Origin of the sequence: Variovorax sp. OAS795, assembly GCF_040546685.1 — a bacterium.
Classification (GTDB): domain Bacteria; phylum Pseudomonadota; class Gammaproteobacteria; order Burkholderiales; family Burkholderiaceae_C; genus Variovorax.
Map to the genome: position 1 here is coordinate 2810793 of NZ_JBEPOH010000001.1, position 20467 is coordinate 2831259.

Consider the following 20467-nt stretch of genomic DNA (forward strand, 5'->3'; position numbering starts at 1 on the left):
AAGAACCATGAAGAACCTGCTGAAAGATCCCGAACTGTTCCGCGCCGCCGCCTTCGTGGACGGCGAGTGGATCGATGCCACGCCGCACGGCAAGTACACCTTGCACAACCCTGCCACCGATGAGCCGCTTGTCGAGTTGCCCCGCTTCAGGCAGGACGAGACGGCGCAGGCCATCGAGGTGGCGCACCGCGCCTTCCTCGGCTGGCGCAAGACCACGGCCAAGCACCGCTCCGAGGTGCTGCGCCGCTGGTACGAGCTCATGGTCGCGCACAGCGATGACCTGGCAACCTTGATCACGCTGGAGGAGGGCAAGCCGCTGGCCGAAGCCAGGACCGAGGTTCAGTACGCGGCATCGTTCCTCCAGTGGTTTTCCGAGGAAGCCAAGCGGGTGCGCGGCGACGTGGTTCCCGCGCCCAAGGAAACCCAGCGCATCGTGGTGCTGAAGGAGCCGATCGGCGTCTGCGCGGCCATCACGCCCTGGAATTTTCCGGCGGCGATGATCACGCGCAAGGCGGGGCCGGCGTTGGCTGCGGGCTGCAGCATGGTCGTGAAGCCCGCGAGCCAGACGCCGCTCACCGCACTCGCGCTGGCCGAGCTGGCGCGGCGCGCCGGCGTCCCCGCGGGTGTGTTCAATGTGGTGACCGGCAATGACACGCGCGACATCGGCAGCCAGCTCACATCGCATCCTCTCGTGCGCAAGATCACCTTCACCGGCTCGACCGAAGTGGGGCGCGTGCTGCTGGCGCAAGCCGCGGGCACGATCAAGAAGTGCTCGATGGAACTGGGAGGCAACGCACCCTTCATCGTCTTCGACGATGCGGACCTCGATGCGGCCGCAGACGGCCTGGTCGCGGCCAAGTTCCGTAACACCGGCCAGGCGTGCATCAGCGCCAACAGGGTGCTCGTCCAGGGCGGCGTGTACGACGCGTTTGCCGCCAAGCTGGTCGAGCGCGTCCGCAAGCTGCGCGTCGGCAACGGCCTGGAGCCGGACGTTCAACTCGGTCCGCTGATCGACGACGGGGCCGTGCGGAAGGTTGAGGAGCACATCGCGGATGCCGTCGCGCAGGGTGCCATCGTGCTGCACGGCGGACATCGCCATCCGCTGGGAGGCCGCTTCTTCGAGCCGACCGTCGTGACCGGTGCGACGTCGGACATGGCGCTGGCGCGCGAAGAGACCTTCGGCCCTCTCGCACCGCTCTTTCGCTTCGAGAAGGACGAGGAGGCGTTCGCGATTGCCAACGCGACCGAGTTCGGGCTTGCCGCCTATCTCTACAGCCGCGACGCCGCGCGCATCTGGCGGGCTTCGGCGGCCATCGAGTCCGGGATGATCGGCATCAACTGCGGGTTGATCTCGAACGAAGTGGCGCCGTTCGGCGGCCTGAAGCAAAGCGGGCTGGGACGCGAAGGCTCGCACCACGGCATCGAGGAGTTCCTGGAGGTCAAGTACCTGTGCTGGGATGGGCTTGCGCCCGTGTTCAGTTAAAGACTCGGATTTTCCGCTGGACGCAGGGCTGCAGCGGTGGAAGGGTACTTGGTACCCGTCGGCAGCAGGAAGTACGCGAGGGCCGGCAGCAGCACCAGCGCTCCGAGCATGTTCCAGAGGAACATGAACGCGAGGAGCACACCCATGTCGGCCTGAAACTTGATCGGGCTCGCAACCCACGTGATGACGCCCACTGCAAGCGTGAACCCGGTGAGCATGACCACCTTGCCGGTGAAAAGCAGGGATTGGTGATAGGCCTCCGACAAGGACTTGCCGTCTCGCAGCTGCGCCAGCGTCACGGAGAGGATGTACAGCGCATAGTCGACCCCGATGCCGACCCCCAGGGCAATGACAGGCAGGGTCGCCACTTTGATCCCCATGCCCAGGGCGACCATCAAGGCTTCCGCAAGGAAGGAGGTCAGCACCAGCGGCAGCACGGCGACCACCACCGCACGCCAGGACCGGAACGTGACGAAGCAAAGGACGATGACAGCGCCGTAGACCAGGAAGAGCATCTGCCGCCAGGCGTCCTTGACGACGATGTTGGTGGTGGCCTCGATCCCGGCATTGCCAGCAGCCAGCAGAAAGCGAACGTCGGTGGTGTCGTTCTCTCGGGCGAATTGCTCCACGTGCTCTCGCACGCGCGTCAGCGTGTCGGCGCGGTGATCCCTGAGGAATACATACATCGTCAACAGGTTGCACGCTTCGTTGTAGAGCCCCCTTGGAGCGCCGGCCGTCACCGTGTTCAGCATGTCCTGATTCGAAAGAAACTCGAACCATTTCGGGTTTCCCTCGTTCAATCCGGTGAGGACGCGTCGATTCAGCAGTGCGAGCGTATTGGTGCTTTCGACGCCTTCCAGCTGGCGCAACTCCCACTCCAGCGCGTCGACCTTGTTGAGTGTCTCGAACTTGGAACACTGGCCGTCCGGCACCTTCACCATGACGGCGAGCACATCGCTCGAAGCGCCGTAGGCGGCATTCATGAACGCGACGTCGCGGTTGTAACGGCTGTGGGAGCGCAGCTCCGGTGCCCCTGGATCGAGATCGCCGATCTTCAGGTGCGTGCTTGCAAACATCCCTGCCACCGCCATGATCAGGCCGGCGATCACCGCCAGGCTGGCGTATCGCTTGTGCGTGAACAGATCGAGCACGGCCCAGACGGGGTGTTTTGCCGTGCCGGGTTGCTGCGATCTCAGGCTGCGTTCCGCCGCCTTGGCGCTGACACCGGTGTAGCTTAGAAGCACCGGCAGCAGGATCAGGTTGGTGAAGATCAAGGCGCCAACGCCCAGACTGGCCGCGATGGCCAGTTCGCGGATCGACTGGATGTCGATCACCAGCAGCACGGCGAACCCGACGACGTCGGCGAGCAGCGCCGTCAAGCCCGCGAGAAAGAGGCGGCGAAATGTGAGCCGAGCCGCAACCAGCTTGTGCATTCCCCGTCCGACGTCCTGCATGATGCCGTTCATTTTTTGCGCGCCGTGGCTCATGCCGATCGCAAAAACGAGAAACGGCACGAGTATCGAATACGGGTCGAGGGCGAATCCGAGCGTCGGGAGCAGTCCAAGCTCCCACACCACGGCGGTCAGCGATGCGACCAGTACGAGCGCAGTCGATCGGAGGCATCGCGTGTACCAGAAAACCATGCCCGCCGCGATCACGACGGCGAAGCCGAAGAACAGCACCACGGAGCGCACGCCTTCGATCAGATCGCCGACGATCTTGGCGAAGCCGACGATATGCAGGGTCAGGCCTTGCGTCTCGTACTTCGTGCGAAGCTCCTCGAGGCGGGTGGCCAGCTGGGTGTAGTCGAGCGGCCGTCCGTCGGAGCCTTTTGCCAGCAAGGGGACGTAAATCACGCTGGAACGGGCGTCCAAGGCCACCAGCTGTCCAATTTCTCCGGATCGAGCGATGTTGGATTGCAGGTTCGCGAGGCTTGTGGCCGATCCGTCGTATCCGTCGGGAATCACCGGCCCACCTTCGAGGCCGTCTTCCGTGACGCCAACCCAGCGGGTCGTGGGCGTCCACAACGACTTCATCTGGTTGCGTGCCACACCAGGGATGAGGAAGACCTCGTCGCTGAGCCGGCGCAGCGCATCGAGATATGCGGATTCGTAGATCGTGCCGCCGGGATTCGCTACCGCGATCCGCACGGCATTGCCGAGGCCGCTCAGGTCCGTCTGGTGCTTCAGGTAGTTCTGAACGTACGGATGATGGACGGGGATCGTTTTCTCGAAACTCGCATTGAGCTGCAGCCGCGTTGCCTGCCAGCCGAGCACGAGGGTAATCAGTGCGCACAGGCACATGATGACCCGCCGGTGATTGAAGATCGCGCGCTCGAGAAACGAGCCTGAAGCCGGATTGAGTTGCAGCGCGGAATCGGATTCGCTGCCTTTGGAAGGATGCATGATGGATCAGGAGGTTGTCTTGCCGGCAAGGGGAGGGAGGAGATGCGCGCCCTCTACGCTGAGTGCGAGAAGTGCTTCTCCGGTAAGAGGCAGCACCCCGGTAAGAGGCGGAAGCGGCGGAAGCTTCATCACCTCCAGAGACGCGCCCGTGCTGGAGATCAACTGCCCCGCCTGGCTCGCAAGCACGACGCTGCCGTCCGCGCGCAGGCCGGAAGCAACGATGGCGGCCCCCGAAGGCGATGGAAGCTGCTGCCAGGTGCTGCCTGCGTCCGCGGAGCGCCAGACATTTCCGCGCATGCCTGCAGTGATGACTTCACGTGCGGAAGGCAGTTCAAGGGTGAAAAAACTGCCCTGGTAGGGCAAGCTCAGCCTGCGGAAGCTCAGGCCACCATCGTCAGAGCGCAAGAGGAGGCCCTGTTCCCCGGCGATTGCGATGATCTGGCCGCGGCGTCGCACGGCGTAAAGATGCAGGCCCTTGGGATTGTCCAGCAGGCTCGAACGCACCGACCACGTGTTGCCGCCATCTGCGGTGGCCAGTGCGATGCCGTAGGCGCCCACGACGAACACATCGGTGGGACTGGAGACGACGAGGTCCAGCAATGGCTTGTCAGGGCCGTCCGCCACCATCCGATCGGCGGCCTGGCGCTGGGCTGCATCTCCCTCGCGCATGGCAGTTTCCTGCATCTTCGCCGCGATCACGCGTCCGTCCAGGAGGCGCTTCCAGGTCAGACCGCCATCCGTGGTGCCGAGGACGGTGCCACCGTGACCCGTCGCATAGCCTCGCCGATCATCCGCGAACGCGACGGCAGTGAGCGACACGCTGACCGGCACCTGTGCTTGCTGCCACGTGCGGCAGCCGTCGTCCGAAATCACCGCAATGCCTCTCTCGCCGACTGCCACAAAGCGGCCTCCTGCGCGCGCGACCCCAAGCAACACCGAGCGAGAGGGCGCTTGCACCGTCAAGGCGCGTCGATCCAGGGCGGGACTCACCGGGCTGGCCCAGGCACTACCGCAGGTTGAAAGGGACACAACGAAGGTGCGCCGCTTCATGTCGCGATCTCGTGAATGTGCGAGTGCCTTCCGAACCGGGAACAGCCGCAAGCCGGTTGCGGCACAGGACATTGTCTGGAACTCAATTGAACGTCTCCATTGCTTTTGGGGGGGCAGCGACTCGGAGCCGCGCCATGAAATCGTTGCGACCAATACGATACGGAACGGCTCGTAGAAGATATTAGGAGGTGATGTTTGGGTCGTCAATCGGGAATGCACTCGGCGTCTGTTTCGTCCCTCTCGGGGTAAACACCGAATCGACATTGATGATTCGATACGTACAGTTTTGTAATTAGCTCGGCTTACATGAGCCGCCTGATAGTTCTTTCAAAAAAGACCCTGCTGCGGTGCGCCGGAACGCGGCATCCAGTACCGACGCCATCAAGCACTTCCAGTACACCAACGAGGAGATCCAAGTGAAAAGAAACCGTCTGCCGTCGTCCGCAAAACTGCGGCGGCTTGCGCTGGGCGCAACCGCCTGCGTAGCCGGAGCCAATGCGTTCGCCATCGACTTCGATACGGGGAACCCCGATCTCAGTGTTCGATGGGACAACACGGTCAAGTACAGCGCCGCCGCCCGGCTGCGAGGGCAAGATGCAGACTTGCTCGGCCGCCCGAACAACGATGACGGGGACCGCAACTTCAACAAGGGCCTGGTCTCGAATCGGCTCGACCTGCTTTCCGAGTTCGACGCCGTGTACGCGAAACGCTACGGTCTGCGCTTCAGCGCTGCGGGCTGGTACGACGATGTCTACAACCGGGCGAACGACAACCCCGGGTTCTCCGGCGGGGCATTTCCCAATCAGACTTCAGTACCATTCAACGCATTCACGAACACGATGCGGCGGTTGCATGGCCGCAAGCTCGAGGCGCTGGACGGATTCGTGTTCGGCGGCTTCGATATCGGGTCCGTACGGAGCACTGTGAGGCTCGGACAGCACAGCCTGGTCTGGGGTGAAAGCCTGTTCTTCGGAAACAACGCCATCGCGGGCGGCATGAACCCTGTCGACGTAACCAAGCTCATCTCCGTCCCGAATACGCAGTTCAAGGAGGCGATTCGTCCGGTCCCGCAGGTATCGGCTCAGTTCCAGATCACGCCGTCCTTCTCGGTCGGCGCTTACTACCAGTTCAAGTGGCGCCCCAATCGTCTCCCGGCAGCCGGAAGCTACTTTTCGGGAGTGGATACCAATCCCGAAGGTGCCGAGCGACTTCTCCTCGCAGGGCCGGGCAGCCCCTTCGCGGCAAATGCCCCGCGCCTCGATGACCAGCGCGCACGCAACAGTGGCCAAGGTGGCATCCAGCTGCGGCTGCGGTCCGACGAAACAGACTATGGCCTGTACCTGATCCGCTTCCATGAAAAGACCTTCCAGCAAGTCATTTCCGTTGGCATGGCGCCCAGCAGCTTCGGCGGCGTCATCCCGGGTCCGGTCAGTTATCGGCTGGTGTATCCGCAGGGCATCACGGCGCTCGGCGCGAGCGCTTCACGCACCTTCGGAGATGTCAACCTGGCTGTCGAAGGGTCGATCCGCCACAACCAGGATCTCGCGAGCAGCAGCGGTGCCGTGAACAAGTCCTTCTTTGGCGGGCCGGCGAACAACAACAGTGACAACCCGGCCTATGCGGTCGGGAAAACGGCGCATGTCAACTTCAATGTGCTGTGGACCGTCCCACGCACGTCGCTCTTCAACGAGGCGACGTTCCTGGGAGAGATCGCCTGGAACCGTGTCCTGTCGGTCAGCAAGAACCCTGACGCGATCGATGCCAACTCCACCCGCGACGCCGTCGCGCTACGCATGCAATTCGAGCCTGTGTACCGGCAGGTCGTATCCGGACTGGATATCGGCGTTCCCATCGGCATCGGCTATAGCCCCAAGGGCTCTCGCTCGCGCGCGCTGGGTATCGCCATGCCGCCGGAGAACGGTGGCGACCTCACTGTAGGTCTGAACGGCACATACCTCGGGGTGTGGAAGTTCAGCCTTGCCTACACGCGGTTCTTCGGCCCGAAGGGCACGTTGCTGGACGCGAAGAACAACTTCTCCTATCGCCAGTTCCTGCACGGGCGAGATTTCGCCGCTCTCTCGGTGAGTCGGACCTTCTGACATCTTCCACAAGGATATTTCCATGACATTGACCACGATCAAACGGAGCGCTGCCATTCTCGCCGTGCTCTCCTTCGTCGGGGCGGCCCAGGCCGGCGTGAGCGCCGCCGAGGCTGCCAAGCTCAAAGGCGAGCTGACTCCCTTGGGAGCCGAGCGAGCCGGCAACCGCGACGGCGCCATCCCGGCATGGACCGGCGGCCTCACGGCAGCGACACCGGATTTCCGCAACGGCGGCCGCAGGACTGATCCTTTTGCATCCGAGAAGGCGACGTTGCAAATCACGGCCAAAAACATGGATCAGTTTGCCGACAAGCTGACGGAGGGCACAAAGGTCATGCTGCGAAAGTATCCTGATACTTTTCGGGTGGACGTGTACCCCACGCACCGCACTGCCGCGGCTCCGCAATGGGTGTACGACAACACCTTCCAGAATGCGACACGTGCCACTGTCCAGGAAGCATCCGCCGGCCCGGTAACCAAGGGCGCTTATGGAGGCATCCCGTTCCCGATTCCGAAGACCGGGGCCGAAGTGATGTTGAACACCCAGGTCCGTTGGCGCGGTGCGGCGTGGAATCAGCAAAGCAGTGGCTACCAGGTGACTGCGGATGGCCGTCCGGTTCTGGTGCACACGGTGAATGTCGATAACGTCGCACCCTATTACTACCGCGAAGGTTCGGCGGAGAACTTCGATGGCGCCTACTGGATGGTGCGAGTTGCCACTTCGGCCCCGGCCCTGCGGGCTGGGGAAGCGATCCTCGGGCACCTTCTCGTCGATGAGAGCAAGACCGCGACCTGGGTCTACCTGACGGGACAGCGACGTGTCCGCAAGCTGCCCAACTCATGTTGCGATACGCCACATCCCACGTCGGCGGGCATCGTGACATTCGATGAGATCGAGACCTTTGCGACCCGGCTGGATCGCTTCGATTGGAAGTTGGTGGGCAAGAAGGAGATGTATATCCCATACAACTCGAACCGGCTTCTCGTGCCAACGAAGGACACCGATGTGCTGGGTCCGCACCATCTTCAGCCTGAGCATGTCCGCTGGGAACTGCACCGCGTCTGGGTAGTGGAGGCCGAGCTGAAGCCAGGCCAGCGCCACACTTCCACGAAGAGCCGCTACTACATCGATGAGGACAGCTGGTGGCCGGTTCTCGCCGACCGCTGGGACGCAAACGGACAACTTTGGCGCATGCCTTTTTCCATTCCCGTTGTGATGCCCGATATTCCTGCGGTCGTAGGCACCGCCTGGGGCACCTATGACCTGCTGTCGGGAACTTATTTCATCGCTGAAGTGATGAATTCCTCCAAGGAGCAATACCGCATCCTGCCCCAGCCCTTGCCGGAGAAACATTTCTCTCCTGACGCCTTGGCAGGGGACAGCGTGCGTTAGGTTCCAGCGACAGCTCGCATCAGAAGCGGCGTCACTGGCCTGGCGAGGGCTCGGCGCCCTTAATTCACCGCAGGCAGCTCGACCGTGAACTCCGCGCCGCCTTCCGGGTGATTGCGAACGTGGCTGACGACTCCAGACCCTCCTTTCGAGCATGGGGAGCGTCCTCGTTCTCCGCCGCGCCGTCGTGCCTCGCGAGACCAACGCCATGACGTTCCAGGCGATCGCCTTCGATCTGGATGGGACGCTGGTGGACAGCGCCGGCGGCGTTGCGCTGGCACTCAACACGGCGCTGCACGAAGCCGATCTGCCTTGATTCGATCTGCCTTGATTCGATCTGCAGCGAATGCGCAGTTCGATCGGCGATGGGCCCGATGTACTCATCGACGGGCGTTGCGCGTGATTGACTTGGAGGACATCGACACAGCATGGTGGTCGGCTCGCGTGCGCCGGTCAAAACTGATGACAGCGCGCTGTGGGAATGGAAGGACGCTGCCCATCCCGGTCTGCAGGCAAGGGCTTGGATCGCGCGCGAGCATGACCGCTCGGTAGGACTGGCAGTTCATGCCGTCAGCTGTCTCGCGGGCATCCCATGATCGCGCGAAGGATCGAACTACTGCCACTTCGCGCGGTGAATTACCCGCTCCCGCTGCCGGCCGGATTCGTCTCGATACATCGCAATCAATGTTGCCGCCAAGGTGCGGCCAGCAGCACCCGCTACGGTCTGAACGTTCTGTCAGGAAGAATGCTTGCTGTTAATTTAGAATTGTCCTAGACTTCGCGCCATCGACACACGAGAGACATGGCATGAAGCGATACCAGCTGTTCATCAACAACGAATGGATCAACCCGGCCTCCGGTGCCTGGTTCGAATCGACCGAGCCCTACTCTGGAAAATCTTGGGCCGAGGTCCCGAGGGGAGGGGTGGCGGATGTCGAACTCGCGGTGCGCGCTGCGCATGACGCGCTTGAAGCACCCGCTTGGCGCGACCTGACAGCCACGCAGCGCGGCGCCTTGCTGCGCAAGCTTGCCGATCTGGTGAGCCTGAACATCAACGTTCTTGCAGAAACCGAGCAGCGCGACAACGGCAAGCTCATCGCAGAGGTCAGCGGGCAAGTCCAGAACGTTGCGCAGTGGTTCCACTACTACGCGGGCCTGGCAGACAAGGTCCAAGGCGCGGTGGTGCCGATCAACAAGACCGGCGTCTTCAACTACGTCAAGCACGAACCCCTGGGCGTGGTTGCGGCGATCACTCCTTGGAACTCTCCGCTTGCCCTGACCGTGTGGAAGATCGCCCCGGCCCTTGCGGCGGGCAACACCATGGTGATCAAGCCTTCGGAATACACGTCGAGCTCGCTGTTGGAACTGGCTGCCTTGGTCAAATTGGCGGGTTTCCCGCCAGGCGTCTTCAACGTGATCACCGGCTTCGGCGCTGAAGTCGGAGAGCCGCTCGTGAGCCACCCCCTGGTGGCCAAGGTGGCCTTCACCGGCGGCGACGCCGCCGGCCAGAAGATCAATGAGATTGCCGCGAAGGATTTCAAGAAAGTCACGCTCGAACTCGGGGGCAAGTCCGCCAATATCGTGTTCGACGACGCGGACCTGGACCAGGCCGTGATGGGCGCGGTGGCCGGCATCTTCGGTGCGGCCGGGCAGACCTGCATGGCCGGCTCGCGGCTGCTGGTGCAGCGCGGCATTCACGACCGCTTCGTTGCGATGCTCATCGATGTCGCCAGCAAAGCCATCGTGGGAGATCCGGCAAAGATGGAAACGCAGGTCGGGCCCATCGCTACAAAGGCGCAGTTCCAGAAGATCCTTGGCTACATCGAGATCGCCAAGGACGGCGGCGCCAAGTGCGTGCTCGGCGGCCATGCGCTCTCCGGCGAAGGCTATGGACAAGGCCAGTTCGTGGCGCCCACCATCTTCACGGGCGTCACCAACGACATGCGCATTGCACAGGAAGAAGTCTTCGGGCCCGTGCTTTCGGTGATTCCTTTCGACGACGAGGCCGACGCGCTGCGCATCGCCAACGACACGCAGTTCGGTCTCGCGGCCGGCGTATGGACGCAGAGCCTGCACCGTGCGTTCCATATGTCGGACCGGTTGAAGGCCGGCACGGTGTGGGTCAACAACTACCGCGCCACCAGTTTCACCACGCCCTTCGGAGGCTACAAGCGCAGCGGCATCGGGCGTGAGGGCGGTGTCGACGCGATCAAGGAGTACCTGCAAAGCAAGAGCGTCTGGATCACCACGCAACCGTCACGCACGAACGCGTTCGTGCTCGGCTGACCCCAACCCGGCGCCTGCGCGCCACCCCCGGAGACAACATGAATTCAAAGATGGAATCCGATCTGCTGATCGTCGGCTGCGGCGTCGCGGGCCTCTCGGCCGCGGTCACTGCCCTGGAAGCGGGCCTCACGGTCATCAACCTCGAGCGCTCGGAGGAAGAGCACTTCGGCGGCAACTCGCGCTGGACCGAAGCCTACATGCGCATGAAGAACGATTCGGAAGTCTCGGACGACTTCGAAGAGCATTTCGCCCATAACGCAGGCTGGAACATCGATCCCAACGTGCTCGTCGCACTGACGGACGAGGCGGCGCTTCAGCCGGCATTCGCAAAGGCGCATTCGCTGCCCGACCCGGAAGTGATCTCGGCCTTTGCACAGTCGGTGCCATCGACGCTGGCATGGCTGAAAGGATTGGGAATGAAGTTCGGCCCCCAGCCGATCTATCTGTTGACCCAGAACACCACGCGCATCGCTGCCATGGGCGGAGGATTGGCGCTGATTGAAACCTTGCGCGCGAAGGCACTCGCGCTGGGTGGCGAGATTCGCTATCGGACCACTGCGATCGACCTGGTGCGTGGGGAGGAGGGTGCAGTGAACGGCGTCGTCACGATCCGCCCAGAAGGCGTGCGCGAGGTGCTGCGCGCCAAGAGGGTGCTGCTCGCCAGTGGCGGCTTCCAGGGCAACCCCGAGATGATGACCCGTTACGTAGGCCTTCGCAGCAAGCACATCCGCCCTGTGGCCATCGGCGGCTATTACAACAAGGGCGAAGGCATTCGCATGGCGCTGGATGCCGGCGCGGCGCCCGCCGGCGAGTACGGTTCGTACCACGCAGAGCCGGTGGACCCACGCTCGAAGATGGCCGAAGCGGTGGTCTTCATCTATCCCTACGGCATTCTGGTCGACAAGCACGGACACCGTTTCACAGATGAGGCCCCTGGCACGGTCGACGCGCACTACGACAACATCTCGCGCTGCATTGCCGATCAACCCGACGGCATCAGCTACGTGATCTTCGATGCGAAGGTCGAGGACATCCCGCGCTGGCGAACCAGCATCCGTTCCGATCAGCCCTCCATCAGCGCTCCCACGCTGGAGGCACTGGCCGCCCAGATCGGCGTGCCCGCGGACAACCTCGCGCGCACCGTGCACGAGTTCAATGCGGCCTGCCCGAAAGGCGAGGGCGACTTCGATCCGCTGCACGTCGACCAGCGCGCCACCACTGGTCTGGCGGTGCGCAAGAGCCACTGGTCGCGGCCGATCGACAAGGGTCCGTTCCAGGCCTACCCGATCATTTCCACCAACTGCTTCACCTTCGGCGGCCTCAAGGTCAACAGCGACGCGCAGGTGCTCGACCAGGACGGCCGGGTCATCGCGGGGCTGTATGCCGCAGGCGAAACCATGGGCATCTATCACCAGGTCTACACAGGCTCGACCTCGGTGCTGCGCGGGTTGGTCTTCGGTCGCCGCGCGGGCCAGCATGCCGCGGCCACGCAGCCGGCCTGAGCCGCGCAGCGGCACGCACATTCCTTACAGAAAAGCTTAACGGAGACAAACCATGGACCGTCGTTCCTTCCTCACCGTCGCTGGCAGCGCCGCGACCGGCTCTTTGATGCTTCCGCGCTTTGCCATTGCCCAGGCCAGGCCTTTCAGCTACTACAGCGTCAACGCCTTCTCGGGCAACTTCGCCACCAGCGGCAAGTACAGCGATCTTGGGGTACGCGCAGCTGTCACGGCCTTCGGCAACGGGCTGGGCCGGTCCATCGAGTACCGCAAGATCGACAGCGAAGGCAACCCCGCCATCGCGGTACGCAAGGTGCAGCAGGCCATCGACCAGGACAAGGCGCGCCACTTCGGCGGCGCCGCGCTGTCGAACGAGGCCCTGGCCATCATGAAGGAAATCGACAAGAGCAAGGGCGTCTACATCACCTATGTCGGTGCCGACGAAGTCACCGGCAAGGACTGCAACCGCTCCACCTTCCGCTGGGGCCTGCCAACCTATGGTGCAGTCAACACGGTGATGCGGCCCCTGATCCAGCAGAACCCCAAGTGGAAGAAGGTCTACACCATCACCGGCCAATACGTGTTCGGCGAAGCGCTGCTGCGCAACGCGAAGGCAGTGATGCAGGAAACGAAGCTGGAACACGTGGGCAACAGCTACCACTCGCTGGCCGAGAAGGAGTTCTCGGGCTACCTCGGCAACGCCATGGGGTCCGGCGCCGACGTGCTGGTGGTGTTGAACTTCGGCGCCAACACGCTCGACCTGCTGCGCCAGGCCGCGACCTTTGGCCTCAAGCAGCGCATGGCGGTGGTGGTCGTGTGGTTCTCGGGACTCGACACCTTCCAGGCACTCGGCGCCGACGTGACCGACGGCATGTACTTCGGACTGCAGTACTGGCATACGCTGGACACCCCGGCCAACAAGGACTTCGTGCGCCTCTACAAGGGTGAGTTCAAGGAGAACCCGCGTTTCTACTCGGCCGCCGACTACCAGGTCGCCACGCTGATGTTCGACGCCGCCAAGCGGGCCGGCAGCGACGAGCCTGCCGCGATCGTGAAGGCGCTGGAAGGCCACAGCTACCAAGGCCTCACCGGCGACGAGCAGATCCGCCCCTTCGACCACCAGGTGTCCAAGAACTACCTGCTGGTGCGCGGCAAGAAGAAAGCGACGATGAAGGACGCGGACGACTACGCCGACATCCTGTCCTCGTCGCGGGCGCTGGTTCCCCAAGGCGAATCGGATTGCAAGCTGGCGTGAGATAACCATGAATATCTACCTGTTCCAGGCGCTCAATGGGCTCGGGGTCGGCATGGTCTACTTCCTGCTGTCCGTAGGCCTGAGCATCATCTTCGGGCTGCTCGGCTTCGTGAACTTCGCGCATGGTGCGCTGTTCCTCATCGGGGCCTACACCGCGATGTTCGTGACTGCACAGACCGGCAGCTTCCTGCTCGGGCTTGCCGCCTCGTTCGCAGCTGTGGCCGTCATCGGCGTGGTGGCCGAGCGCTGGCTGCTGCGGCGCACCTATCGCATGCCGCACGAGTCGCAGATCCTCATCACCGTCGGCCTGACATTCATCCTGACCGAGGGCGTGGTGACGATCTTCGGGCCCGAGTCGCGGCAGGTGCCTATGCCCGACATGCTCGCCGGCGTGTTCATGCTCGGTGCCTATCCGGTCCCGGTCTACCGCGTCTTCATCTCCGGGGTCTGTGCAGTGGTGGGGCTTGGGCTGTGGTTTCTCTTCGAGCGCACGCTGTTCGGCGCTCGGGTTCGCGCGGGCAACGAATCGTCCGAGATGCTCAACCTTCTCGGCATCAGGGTCAGCACGGTCTATGCCCTGACCTTTGCGCTGGGAACCGGACTGGCGGGTCTGGCGGGCGGCCTTGCCGCACCGCTGCGGGGTGCCGATCCCTCGATGGGCGCGGAGGCGATCGTGATCGCTTTCGTCGTGGTGGTCCTCGGCGGCATCGGCAGCTTCAGCGGGCCTTTGGTGGGCGGTCTGATTATCGGCGTCACGCAAAGCATGATGAGCGCGATATGGCCCGAGGGCGCGCGTCTGGCCATCTTCATCGTCATGGCGGGCATCCTCCTCGTCATGCCCAGGGGGTTGTTCGGCCGTGCTTGAAAAGATCAAACATTCTTCCGGGCTGTTCTGCCTGGCTCTGGCGTTCTTTGCGTTGGCCATGCCGGTGGTGATGGGCTCGACAGCCACGGCCGGCGTGGTGCTGGTGTTTGCGATTGCGGCGGCCGCCTGCAACCTGTTGCTGGGTTACGCCGGCCTCCTGAGCTTCGCCCAGGGCAGCTTCTTCGGCGTGGGCTCCTATGCCGTCGGCATCGTGCTGAAGGCGGCACCGGGCGCGGGTATGGCGGCGCTGCTCGTGTGCGTCATGGCCGGGATGGTCGTGGCATTGGCCATCGGCATGCTGAGCATCCGCCAGCGAGGCATCTATTTCGTGATGATCACGCTCGCAATGGCGCAGCTCGCCTACTTTGCCGCGCTTTCGTTCCCGCAGCTCACCGGCGGCGAGAACGGATTGCTCGACATTCCGCGCCCCGCCACGGGCCTTGAGGGCATCGTCGGCGAAGGCGCTGGTCAGTACGTGTTGATCGCCGCGGTTTTCGTCCTTGCGACTGCGTTCTTGCGTCTCGTGGTGCGTTCGCCTTTCGGCCGCGCGCTCGACGCGGTGCGCGAGAACGAGGTGCGCGCGCAGACCGCCGGCTACGACGTCCAGAAGCTCAAGCTGCTGGCTTTCTGCCTTTCAGGGGGCATCACCGCGCTGGCCGGTGCGCTCTATGCGCTGCAGCTGCGCTCTGCGCCCCTGTCCAACATCGACCTCATGACGTCCGAGACCATTCTCATCATGGCAATCCTCGGCGGGCGCCGATCGCTTCTTGGCGCGGCCTTCGGCGCGCTCGCCATGACCTTGATGGCCGAGCAGCTGTCCCAGTGGTGGCCGCGCTGGCAGATGATCGTCGGCTTTGTGTTGATTGCCGTAGTGCTGTTCGCGCCCCGCGGACTCGGCGGTGCCTGGGCGCATTGGCGGGACCGCCGCAGCGCGCCGGCAGGAGATCACGCATGACCACAGCAGGCAACCCCTTCCTCAGTGCGCGCGGGCTTGGGCTCGACTACGGACGCTTCACCGCGGTTGGCGAGGTCGATATCGAACTGGGCACGACCGGCCTGCACTCGCTGATCGGTCCGAACGGCGCAGGCAAGACATCCTTCTTCAACATCGTGAGCGGCCGCCTGCCGGCCAGCCGCGGCAGCTTGATCTTCGAGGGAAGAGACATCACGCGCTCCGGCGCGCATCGGCGAGCCCGGCTCGGCATGGCGCGAAGCTTCCAGGTGACAAGCCTGTTCGGCGAAAGCAGCGTGCTGCACAACCTGCAGATGGCGGCAATGGGCGCCGCCCCGTCGCGCTCCTATAGGTTCTGGAGCAACTGGGCGCGCGAGACGCAAAGGCTCGACGTCGCCACGGAGGTCTTGCGCGAACTGGAGCTGACCCGCCATGCCGCGACGCCGGTCGCTTCACTCGCGCACGGGGTCCAGCGCGTGGTGGAGATCGGCATGTGCCTTGCGGCCCGGCCGCGCCTGCTGTTGCTGGACGAGCCGCTGGCCGGCCTCGGCCTTGCGGACGTGCCTCGCATCACCGAACTGTTGCAGCGGCTCAAGGCCCGCTACGCGGTGCTGCTGGTCGAGCACAACATGCGCGTGGTCATGGGGATCAGCGATCGCATCACCGTCATGTTCCAGGGCAACGTCATCGCGGAAGGTGCCCCGGCAGCCATCCGCGAGAACGCCCAGGTGCGGCGGGTCTACTTGGGGAGCCAATCATGAGCGAGGCCGTTTTGGTGCTGGAGAACGTGAATGCGTCCTACGGCAAGAGCCATGTGCTGCATGGTGTGTCGATGCACGTGAACGCGGGCGAGATCGTGAGCGTGCTCGGGCGCAACGGCATGGGCAAGACGACGACGATGCGCACGGTCGTCGGGTTGCTGCGCGCGCATGGCGGCTCGGTGCGCTTCGAAGGCGTCGACCTCGTGGGCATGGCGGTCGACGACATCGCGCGCCGCGGCATCTCGCTGGTGCCCGCACATCGCGGCATCTTCACCTTGCTGTCGGTGCAGGAGAACCTGCAGATCGCCCAGAGAAAGCACGCGCCATGGACGCTGGAGCGCGTCTATGACGAGTTTCCGCGTCTGCGTGAGCGTCGCCGCAACCTCGGCGGTGCGCTTTCCGGCGGCGAGCAGCAGATGCTCGCCATCGCGCGGGCGCTGGTGCAAGGGCCCAGGCTGCTGCTGCTCGACGAACCGACGGAAGGCCTCGCACCCGTGATCGTGGACGAGCTCACGGAGCTGATTCGCGGCGTCGGCGCATCGGGCATCCCGATCGTGCTGGTGGAGCAGAGCTTTGCGGTCTGCCGCACGCTCGCCCGGCGACACTATATCCTCGAGGAGGGTGTCGTCGTCTACGAGGGCCGCACGGAAGACCTCGATGCCGAAGCCTCGGTGCTCGAACGCTTCCTGGGTCTGGACGTGGACGCGCATTGAGGGTGGTCAACGTGCGTGTGGTGTCCAGGAGGGTCGCGCTAAACTCGATTGATCTTCTTCTGAATGGCATTCGATGGCTGATGATTCCGGGGTGAGCGCGGTGGAACGCGCGTTGAGCCTGCTCGACGCTTTCAACGAACTGGACTATGCGTTGACGCTCGCCGATCTTGCGCGGCGCACGGGCCTCTACAAGAGCACGATCCTGCGGCTGGCCGAATCCTTGCAGCGCATGGGCTATCTCAAGCGCCTGGCCGACGGCTCTTTTCAGTTGGGTGCCGCGCCGCTGCGGCTCGGCGCGATCTACCAGCGGCAGTGCCGCACTTCGGAGCACGTCCCCGAGGTCCTGCGCGAAGTGGTCGAGGCCACCTACGAGTGCGCATCGTTCTATATCCAGGACGGCGAACATGCGGTCTGCCTTCATCGAGTCGACTCGGCCCGCATGATTCGCGATGCCATCCGCGAAGGCGATCGCCTCCCGATCGACAAGGGCGCCGCTCCGCAGGTGCTTTTGGCCTTTGGTGAAAAAAAGACCGGAAAGAAGTACGACCGTATCCGCGCCCAGATGTCCTGTGCCTCGTTCGGCGAGTACGACCCGGAGATCGCGGCCTTGTCGGTGCCGGTGCTGAGCGTGAATCGACAGCTCGTGGGCGCGCTCACGATCTCGGGTCCGCGCTATCGTTTCGAGAACGTCGATCAGGCGCCGATGTTGCAGGCGCTTTTCGCCGGCGCACGCAAGCTGACCGATCTTTTCGGTGGCGACGCCAAGTGGTTCGATACCGCGTCATAACAGTGCAGCGATGCGCGTCCGCGTAGGCCGGCGGGGTCTCGGGGCGCTACGTTAGCGTGCAGCAGTCGGTCGTGAGCCGGCACATCACACGGCTGGAACAAAGCCCCCGGCGCCCTCACTTCACGGCAGGCAGCTCGACCGTGAACTCCGCGCCGCCTTCCGGGTGATTGCGAACGCTCAAGGTTCCGCCGTGCTGCTCGATGATCCCGTAGCTGATGGACAGGCCGAGGCCGGTGCCTTTGCCGACCGGCTTCGTGGTGAAGAACGGATCGAAGATCCGGGAGAGCAGCTCGGGTGCGATGCCCGGTCCGTTGTCGCGCACGGACAGCAGGTTGTTCGTGGCGCGGGCGCAGGCCTGGATCCACAGGTGCGGCGCACGCGGAGGCTGGGCCGTGCTGGCCGCATCCACGGCGTTCTGGATCAGGTTCATCACGACCTGCTGCAATTGCCCGAGGCTGCCTTCGACCATGCATGGCGAAGCCGGCTGCCAATCGACCTGCAGCGGCTGCGACGTGCCTTTGGACACCCAGAGAATGGCACGTTCGGCCACGTCGTTGAGATCCACCCGCTTCCGTTCTTCCGGGTCCATGGCCGAGAAACGCTTCAATCCGTTCACGATGGCCGCGGTGCGCTGCGCACCCTCCAGCGTGCCCTCGATGAGCGATGGCAGGTCGTCCAGCAGATGCTCGATGCGCAGCCGGGTGCGCAGCGCGAGCAAGGTCTGGGTGTCCTTGCCTTCGTGAACGGCCGCCATGTAGGTGCGCAGCTTGTCGCTGTAGCGGCTCAGCGCATGCACGTTGCCGAGCACGAAGCTGATCGGGTTGTTGAGCTCGTGCGCCACGCCTGCCACCAGCCGGCCCAGCGACGCCATCTTTTCCGAATGCAGAAGCTGCTGCTGGGTCTGCTTGAGCGCGTCGTGCGCCGAGCGCAGCTCCTGGTAGGCGCGGCGCAGTTCGGCCGTGGGCCGCGCGACGAACACCGTGCCGACTCGACGGCCCGAAGGCGTGGCGCGCGGGGTGCAGTTGGCGTCGACCGGCACGCTGCTTCCATCGGCGGCCAGGAGGTTCAGTTCGATCGTCTCGCCGCGCCGGGTGGGGCTGGCGTTCATGAGCACCGCATGCGCCCGCGCGATGCTGCCTTCATCCGCCAGCAGGGCGAGGAGGGAGGTGCCGCGCAGGTCGGCGTCGCTGCGGCCGACCAGTTCGCACAAGGCCGCGTTCGTCTCCTCGATCTCGCCCTTTTCGGTGCAGACCAGCAGCACGTCCGACATGGCGGACAGCACGCTGAAGATGAACCGCTGCGATTGCTCGAGTTCCTCGTTCTTCTTTTCGAGCTCGACCTCGTCCTGGACCAGCTGAGAGTAGACCTCGTCCATCTTCTGGATCACGTCGAGCCAGGTGGCGTCGTCCACGCCATGCGGCGCTGCCCTCGGGCGTTCGGTGCGGCGCGGCGGCATCAGTGGACGGTGCAGACCATGCACGGATCGAAGGATCGGACGATGTGCTGGACCGAGACGGGCGTCGTCTCGCCTTGGAGCACCGGCGCGCCTTCGAGCGCGCTTTCAAGAGCACCCGGAGTGCCAGCGGCGTCCCGCGGCGAGAAGTTCCAGGTGGTCGGCGCAACGATCTGGTAGTTCTCGATGTGGCCGCGCCGCACCGAGATCCAGTGCCCCAGGCTGCCGCGTGCCGCTTCGCTCAGCCCGATGCCGGTGCCCTCGTCGGGCAGCGCGCCGCTCGCGCAATACGGCTCGCCGGGCTCCAGTGCGAGCATCCATTGCTCCATCATCGGCACCACCCGGGCGAGTTCCAGCAGGCGTGCCAGTACGCGTGTGAAGACGGTGCCGCCGTGGCGCTCCACCATGTCGCGCACGAGGGGATGGCCGGCGGCGAGCTGCCGCGCGATTGCGCCGGTTTCGACCACCTCGCCCGCGAGCCGGGGCGCCTTGTTCCAGGTGTAGGCGCCCGGCTTGTCGCCGGCGGGCACCGTCAGGCCGTCGCGCGGATGACGCGGACCGCCGTCGTCCGCAAGCCATGCATGCGTTGCGTCCTCGCGGATGCCGCTCTCGTCCAGAGGCCCGAGGCTGCTGCTCTCGGCGCGCCAGACCCCGCGCGGGAACACGAACGCGGCACCGGGTTGCGGGTAGGCACCGTAGCTCAGGTAGCGCCCCGGCCCCTTGCCCAGGCCCATCAGGCCGGCATCTCGCGCAATGGCCAGGAACATCCTGAAATCCCCTCGAAGCGGCGCCCGGGCGTCCCAGTCCCACAGCGCGTCGGCGCTCGCGAGCGAGAGCACCTGCTCCAGCGGCGCGGCAAACAGCTGCTGCTCCAGAAAGCGCCTGAACTCGCGCATGCGAGCCAGCAGCCGCGTGCGCTCGGCGCTATCCACCGCCCGTGTCGAACCGCCGGGTTCGATGCTCTGCGTGTGCGGCCACTTGCCTGCCAGGAGGCCGAGCATCGTGAACCAGCGCTGCCGCGCCGCGATCGCCTGGCGCGCCTGCTCGCCCGTGGCCGGGTCGAAGCGGCGCTGGGCGTCGGCATGCCAGGGCCGTCCCGCGTACACGGCCCGCGTGAAGTCGGGCATGAAGAACAGGTAGAAATGCGTCAGGTGGTCGGCCATGTTCTCGGTGGCCAGGATCACGTTGGTCACGTGCTGCCCGTTGGGCGGGATGGACAGGCCGCCCATGTCGGCCAGCGCGCGCGCCGAGGCGACCGACTGCGACACCGAGCAGATGCCGCAGATGCGCGGCACGTAGACCAGCGCATCGTGCGGCCGCTTGCCCTGCAGGATCTGCTCGAAGCCCCGGTACATCGGCGAGTTCACGCGGGCGGACGACACACGTCCATCCTCGATATCGAGCGTGACCTCCAGGTCTCCCTCGACGCGGTTGAAAGGACCGACCAGCAGGCGTGTCATGGCGGCAGG

At 64.4% G+C, this 20467-nt stretch carries 15 protein-coding genes; 11 read left to right on the forward strand and 4 right to left on the reverse strand.

Annotation, left to right across the window (positions count from 1 at the left end; translation table 11 throughout):
* Positions 1-7: 7 nt before the first annotated feature.
* On the forward strand, positions 8-1483 hold the full coding sequence (locus ABID97_RS13510) for an NAD-dependent succinate-semialdehyde dehydrogenase (RefSeq protein ID WP_354398974.1): 1476 nt from the start codon (positions 8-10) through the stop codon (positions 1481-1483).
* Here the strand turns inward: ABID97_RS13510 and ABID97_RS13515 are convergent.
* Together ABID97_RS13515 and ABID97_RS13520 are read right to left on the reverse strand one after the other, a co-directional pair.
* Entirely contained in the window at positions 1480-3888 is a 2409-nt protein-coding gene (locus tag ABID97_RS13515) for an efflux RND transporter permease subunit (protein ID WP_354398975.1), read from the reverse strand. The two genes, ABID97_RS13510 and ABID97_RS13515, sit on opposite strands and share 4 nt — an antisense overlap.
* A 6-nt stretch (positions 3889-3894) precedes the next feature.
* Positions 3895-4938: a WD40/YVTN/BNR-like repeat-containing protein gene (locus ABID97_RS13520; RefSeq protein WP_354398976.1), complete on the reverse strand. Its 1044-nt coding sequence runs from the start codon at positions 4936-4938 to the stop codon at positions 3895-3897.
* 416 nt (positions 4939-5354) lie between these two features.
* On the opposite strand from ABID97_RS13520, the gene ABID97_RS13525 reads away from it, so the two are divergent.
* From ABID97_RS13525 to ABID97_RS13570, 10 genes are all read left to right on the forward strand, one after another.
* A complete protein-coding gene (locus tag ABID97_RS13525) occupies positions 5355-7037 on the forward strand; it encodes a DUF1302 domain-containing protein (RefSeq protein ID WP_354398977.1) in 1683 nt (560 codons plus the stop codon).
* Positions 7038-7059: 22 nt separating this feature from the next.
* Positions 7060-8430 (forward strand): DUF1329 domain-containing protein, encoded by a 1371-nt coding sequence (locus tag ABID97_RS13530; RefSeq protein ID WP_354398978.1) that lies wholly within the window; start codon positions 7060-7062, stop codon positions 8428-8430.
* 804 nt (positions 8431-9234) lie between these two features.
* On the forward strand, positions 9235-10713 hold the full coding sequence (locus ABID97_RS13535) for an aldehyde dehydrogenase (protein ID WP_354398979.1): 1479 nt from the start codon (positions 9235-9237) through the stop codon (positions 10711-10713).
* Positions 10714-10751: 38 nt separating this feature from the next.
* On the forward strand, positions 10752-12215 hold the full coding sequence (locus tag ABID97_RS13540; RefSeq protein WP_354398980.1) for an FAD-dependent oxidoreductase: 1464 nt from the start codon (positions 10752-10754) through the stop codon (positions 12213-12215).
* Positions 12216-12267: 52 nt separating this feature from the next.
* A complete protein-coding gene (locus ABID97_RS13545) occupies positions 12268-13467 on the forward strand; it encodes an ABC transporter substrate-binding protein (protein WP_354398981.1) in 1200 nt (399 codons plus the stop codon).
* 7 nt (positions 13468-13474) lie between these two features.
* Entirely contained in the window at positions 13475-14332 is an 858-nt protein-coding gene (locus tag ABID97_RS13550) for a branched-chain amino acid ABC transporter permease (RefSeq protein ID WP_354398982.1), read from the forward strand.
* Positions 14325-15287, forward strand: coding sequence for a branched-chain amino acid ABC transporter permease (locus ABID97_RS13555; RefSeq protein ID WP_354398983.1), 963 nt, complete (start codon positions 14325-14327; stop codon positions 15285-15287). The genes ABID97_RS13550 and ABID97_RS13555 overlap by 8 nt, the downstream gene beginning before the upstream one ends.
* On the forward strand, positions 15284-16045 hold the full coding sequence (locus ABID97_RS13560) for an ABC transporter ATP-binding protein (protein ID WP_354398984.1): 762 nt from the start codon (positions 15284-15286) through the stop codon (positions 16043-16045). The genes ABID97_RS13555 and ABID97_RS13560 overlap by 4 nt, the downstream gene beginning before the upstream one ends.
* Positions 16042-16758, forward strand: a complete 717-nt coding sequence (locus tag ABID97_RS13565; protein WP_354398985.1) for an ABC transporter ATP-binding protein — start codon at positions 16042-16044, stop codon at positions 16756-16758. The genes ABID97_RS13560 and ABID97_RS13565 overlap by 4 nt, the downstream gene beginning before the upstream one ends.
* 73 nt (positions 16759-16831) lie before the next feature.
* Positions 16832-17545 carry an IclR family transcriptional regulator gene (locus ABID97_RS13570; RefSeq protein ID WP_354398986.1) on the forward strand — a complete coding sequence of 238 codons (714 nt, stop codon included), beginning with the start codon at positions 16832-16834 and terminating at the stop codon, positions 17543-17545.
* Positions 17546-17660: 115 nt separating this feature from the next.
* Here the strand turns inward: ABID97_RS13570 and ABID97_RS13575 are convergent, their stop codons facing one another.
* The gene (locus ABID97_RS13575) at positions 17661-19001 is read right to left on the reverse strand and encodes a PAS domain-containing sensor histidine kinase (RefSeq protein WP_354398987.1); all 1341 of its coding nucleotides are present in this window, start codon (positions 18999-19001) and stop codon (positions 17661-17663) included.
* Positions 19001-20458 carry a nickel-dependent hydrogenase large subunit gene (locus ABID97_RS13580; protein WP_354398988.1) on the reverse strand — a complete coding sequence of 486 codons (1458 nt, stop codon included), beginning with the start codon at positions 20456-20458 and terminating at the stop codon, positions 19001-19003. Before ABID97_RS13580 ends, ABID97_RS13575 begins: the two co-directional genes overlap by 1 nt.
* Between the last annotated feature and the right edge of the window lie 9 nt (positions 20459-20467).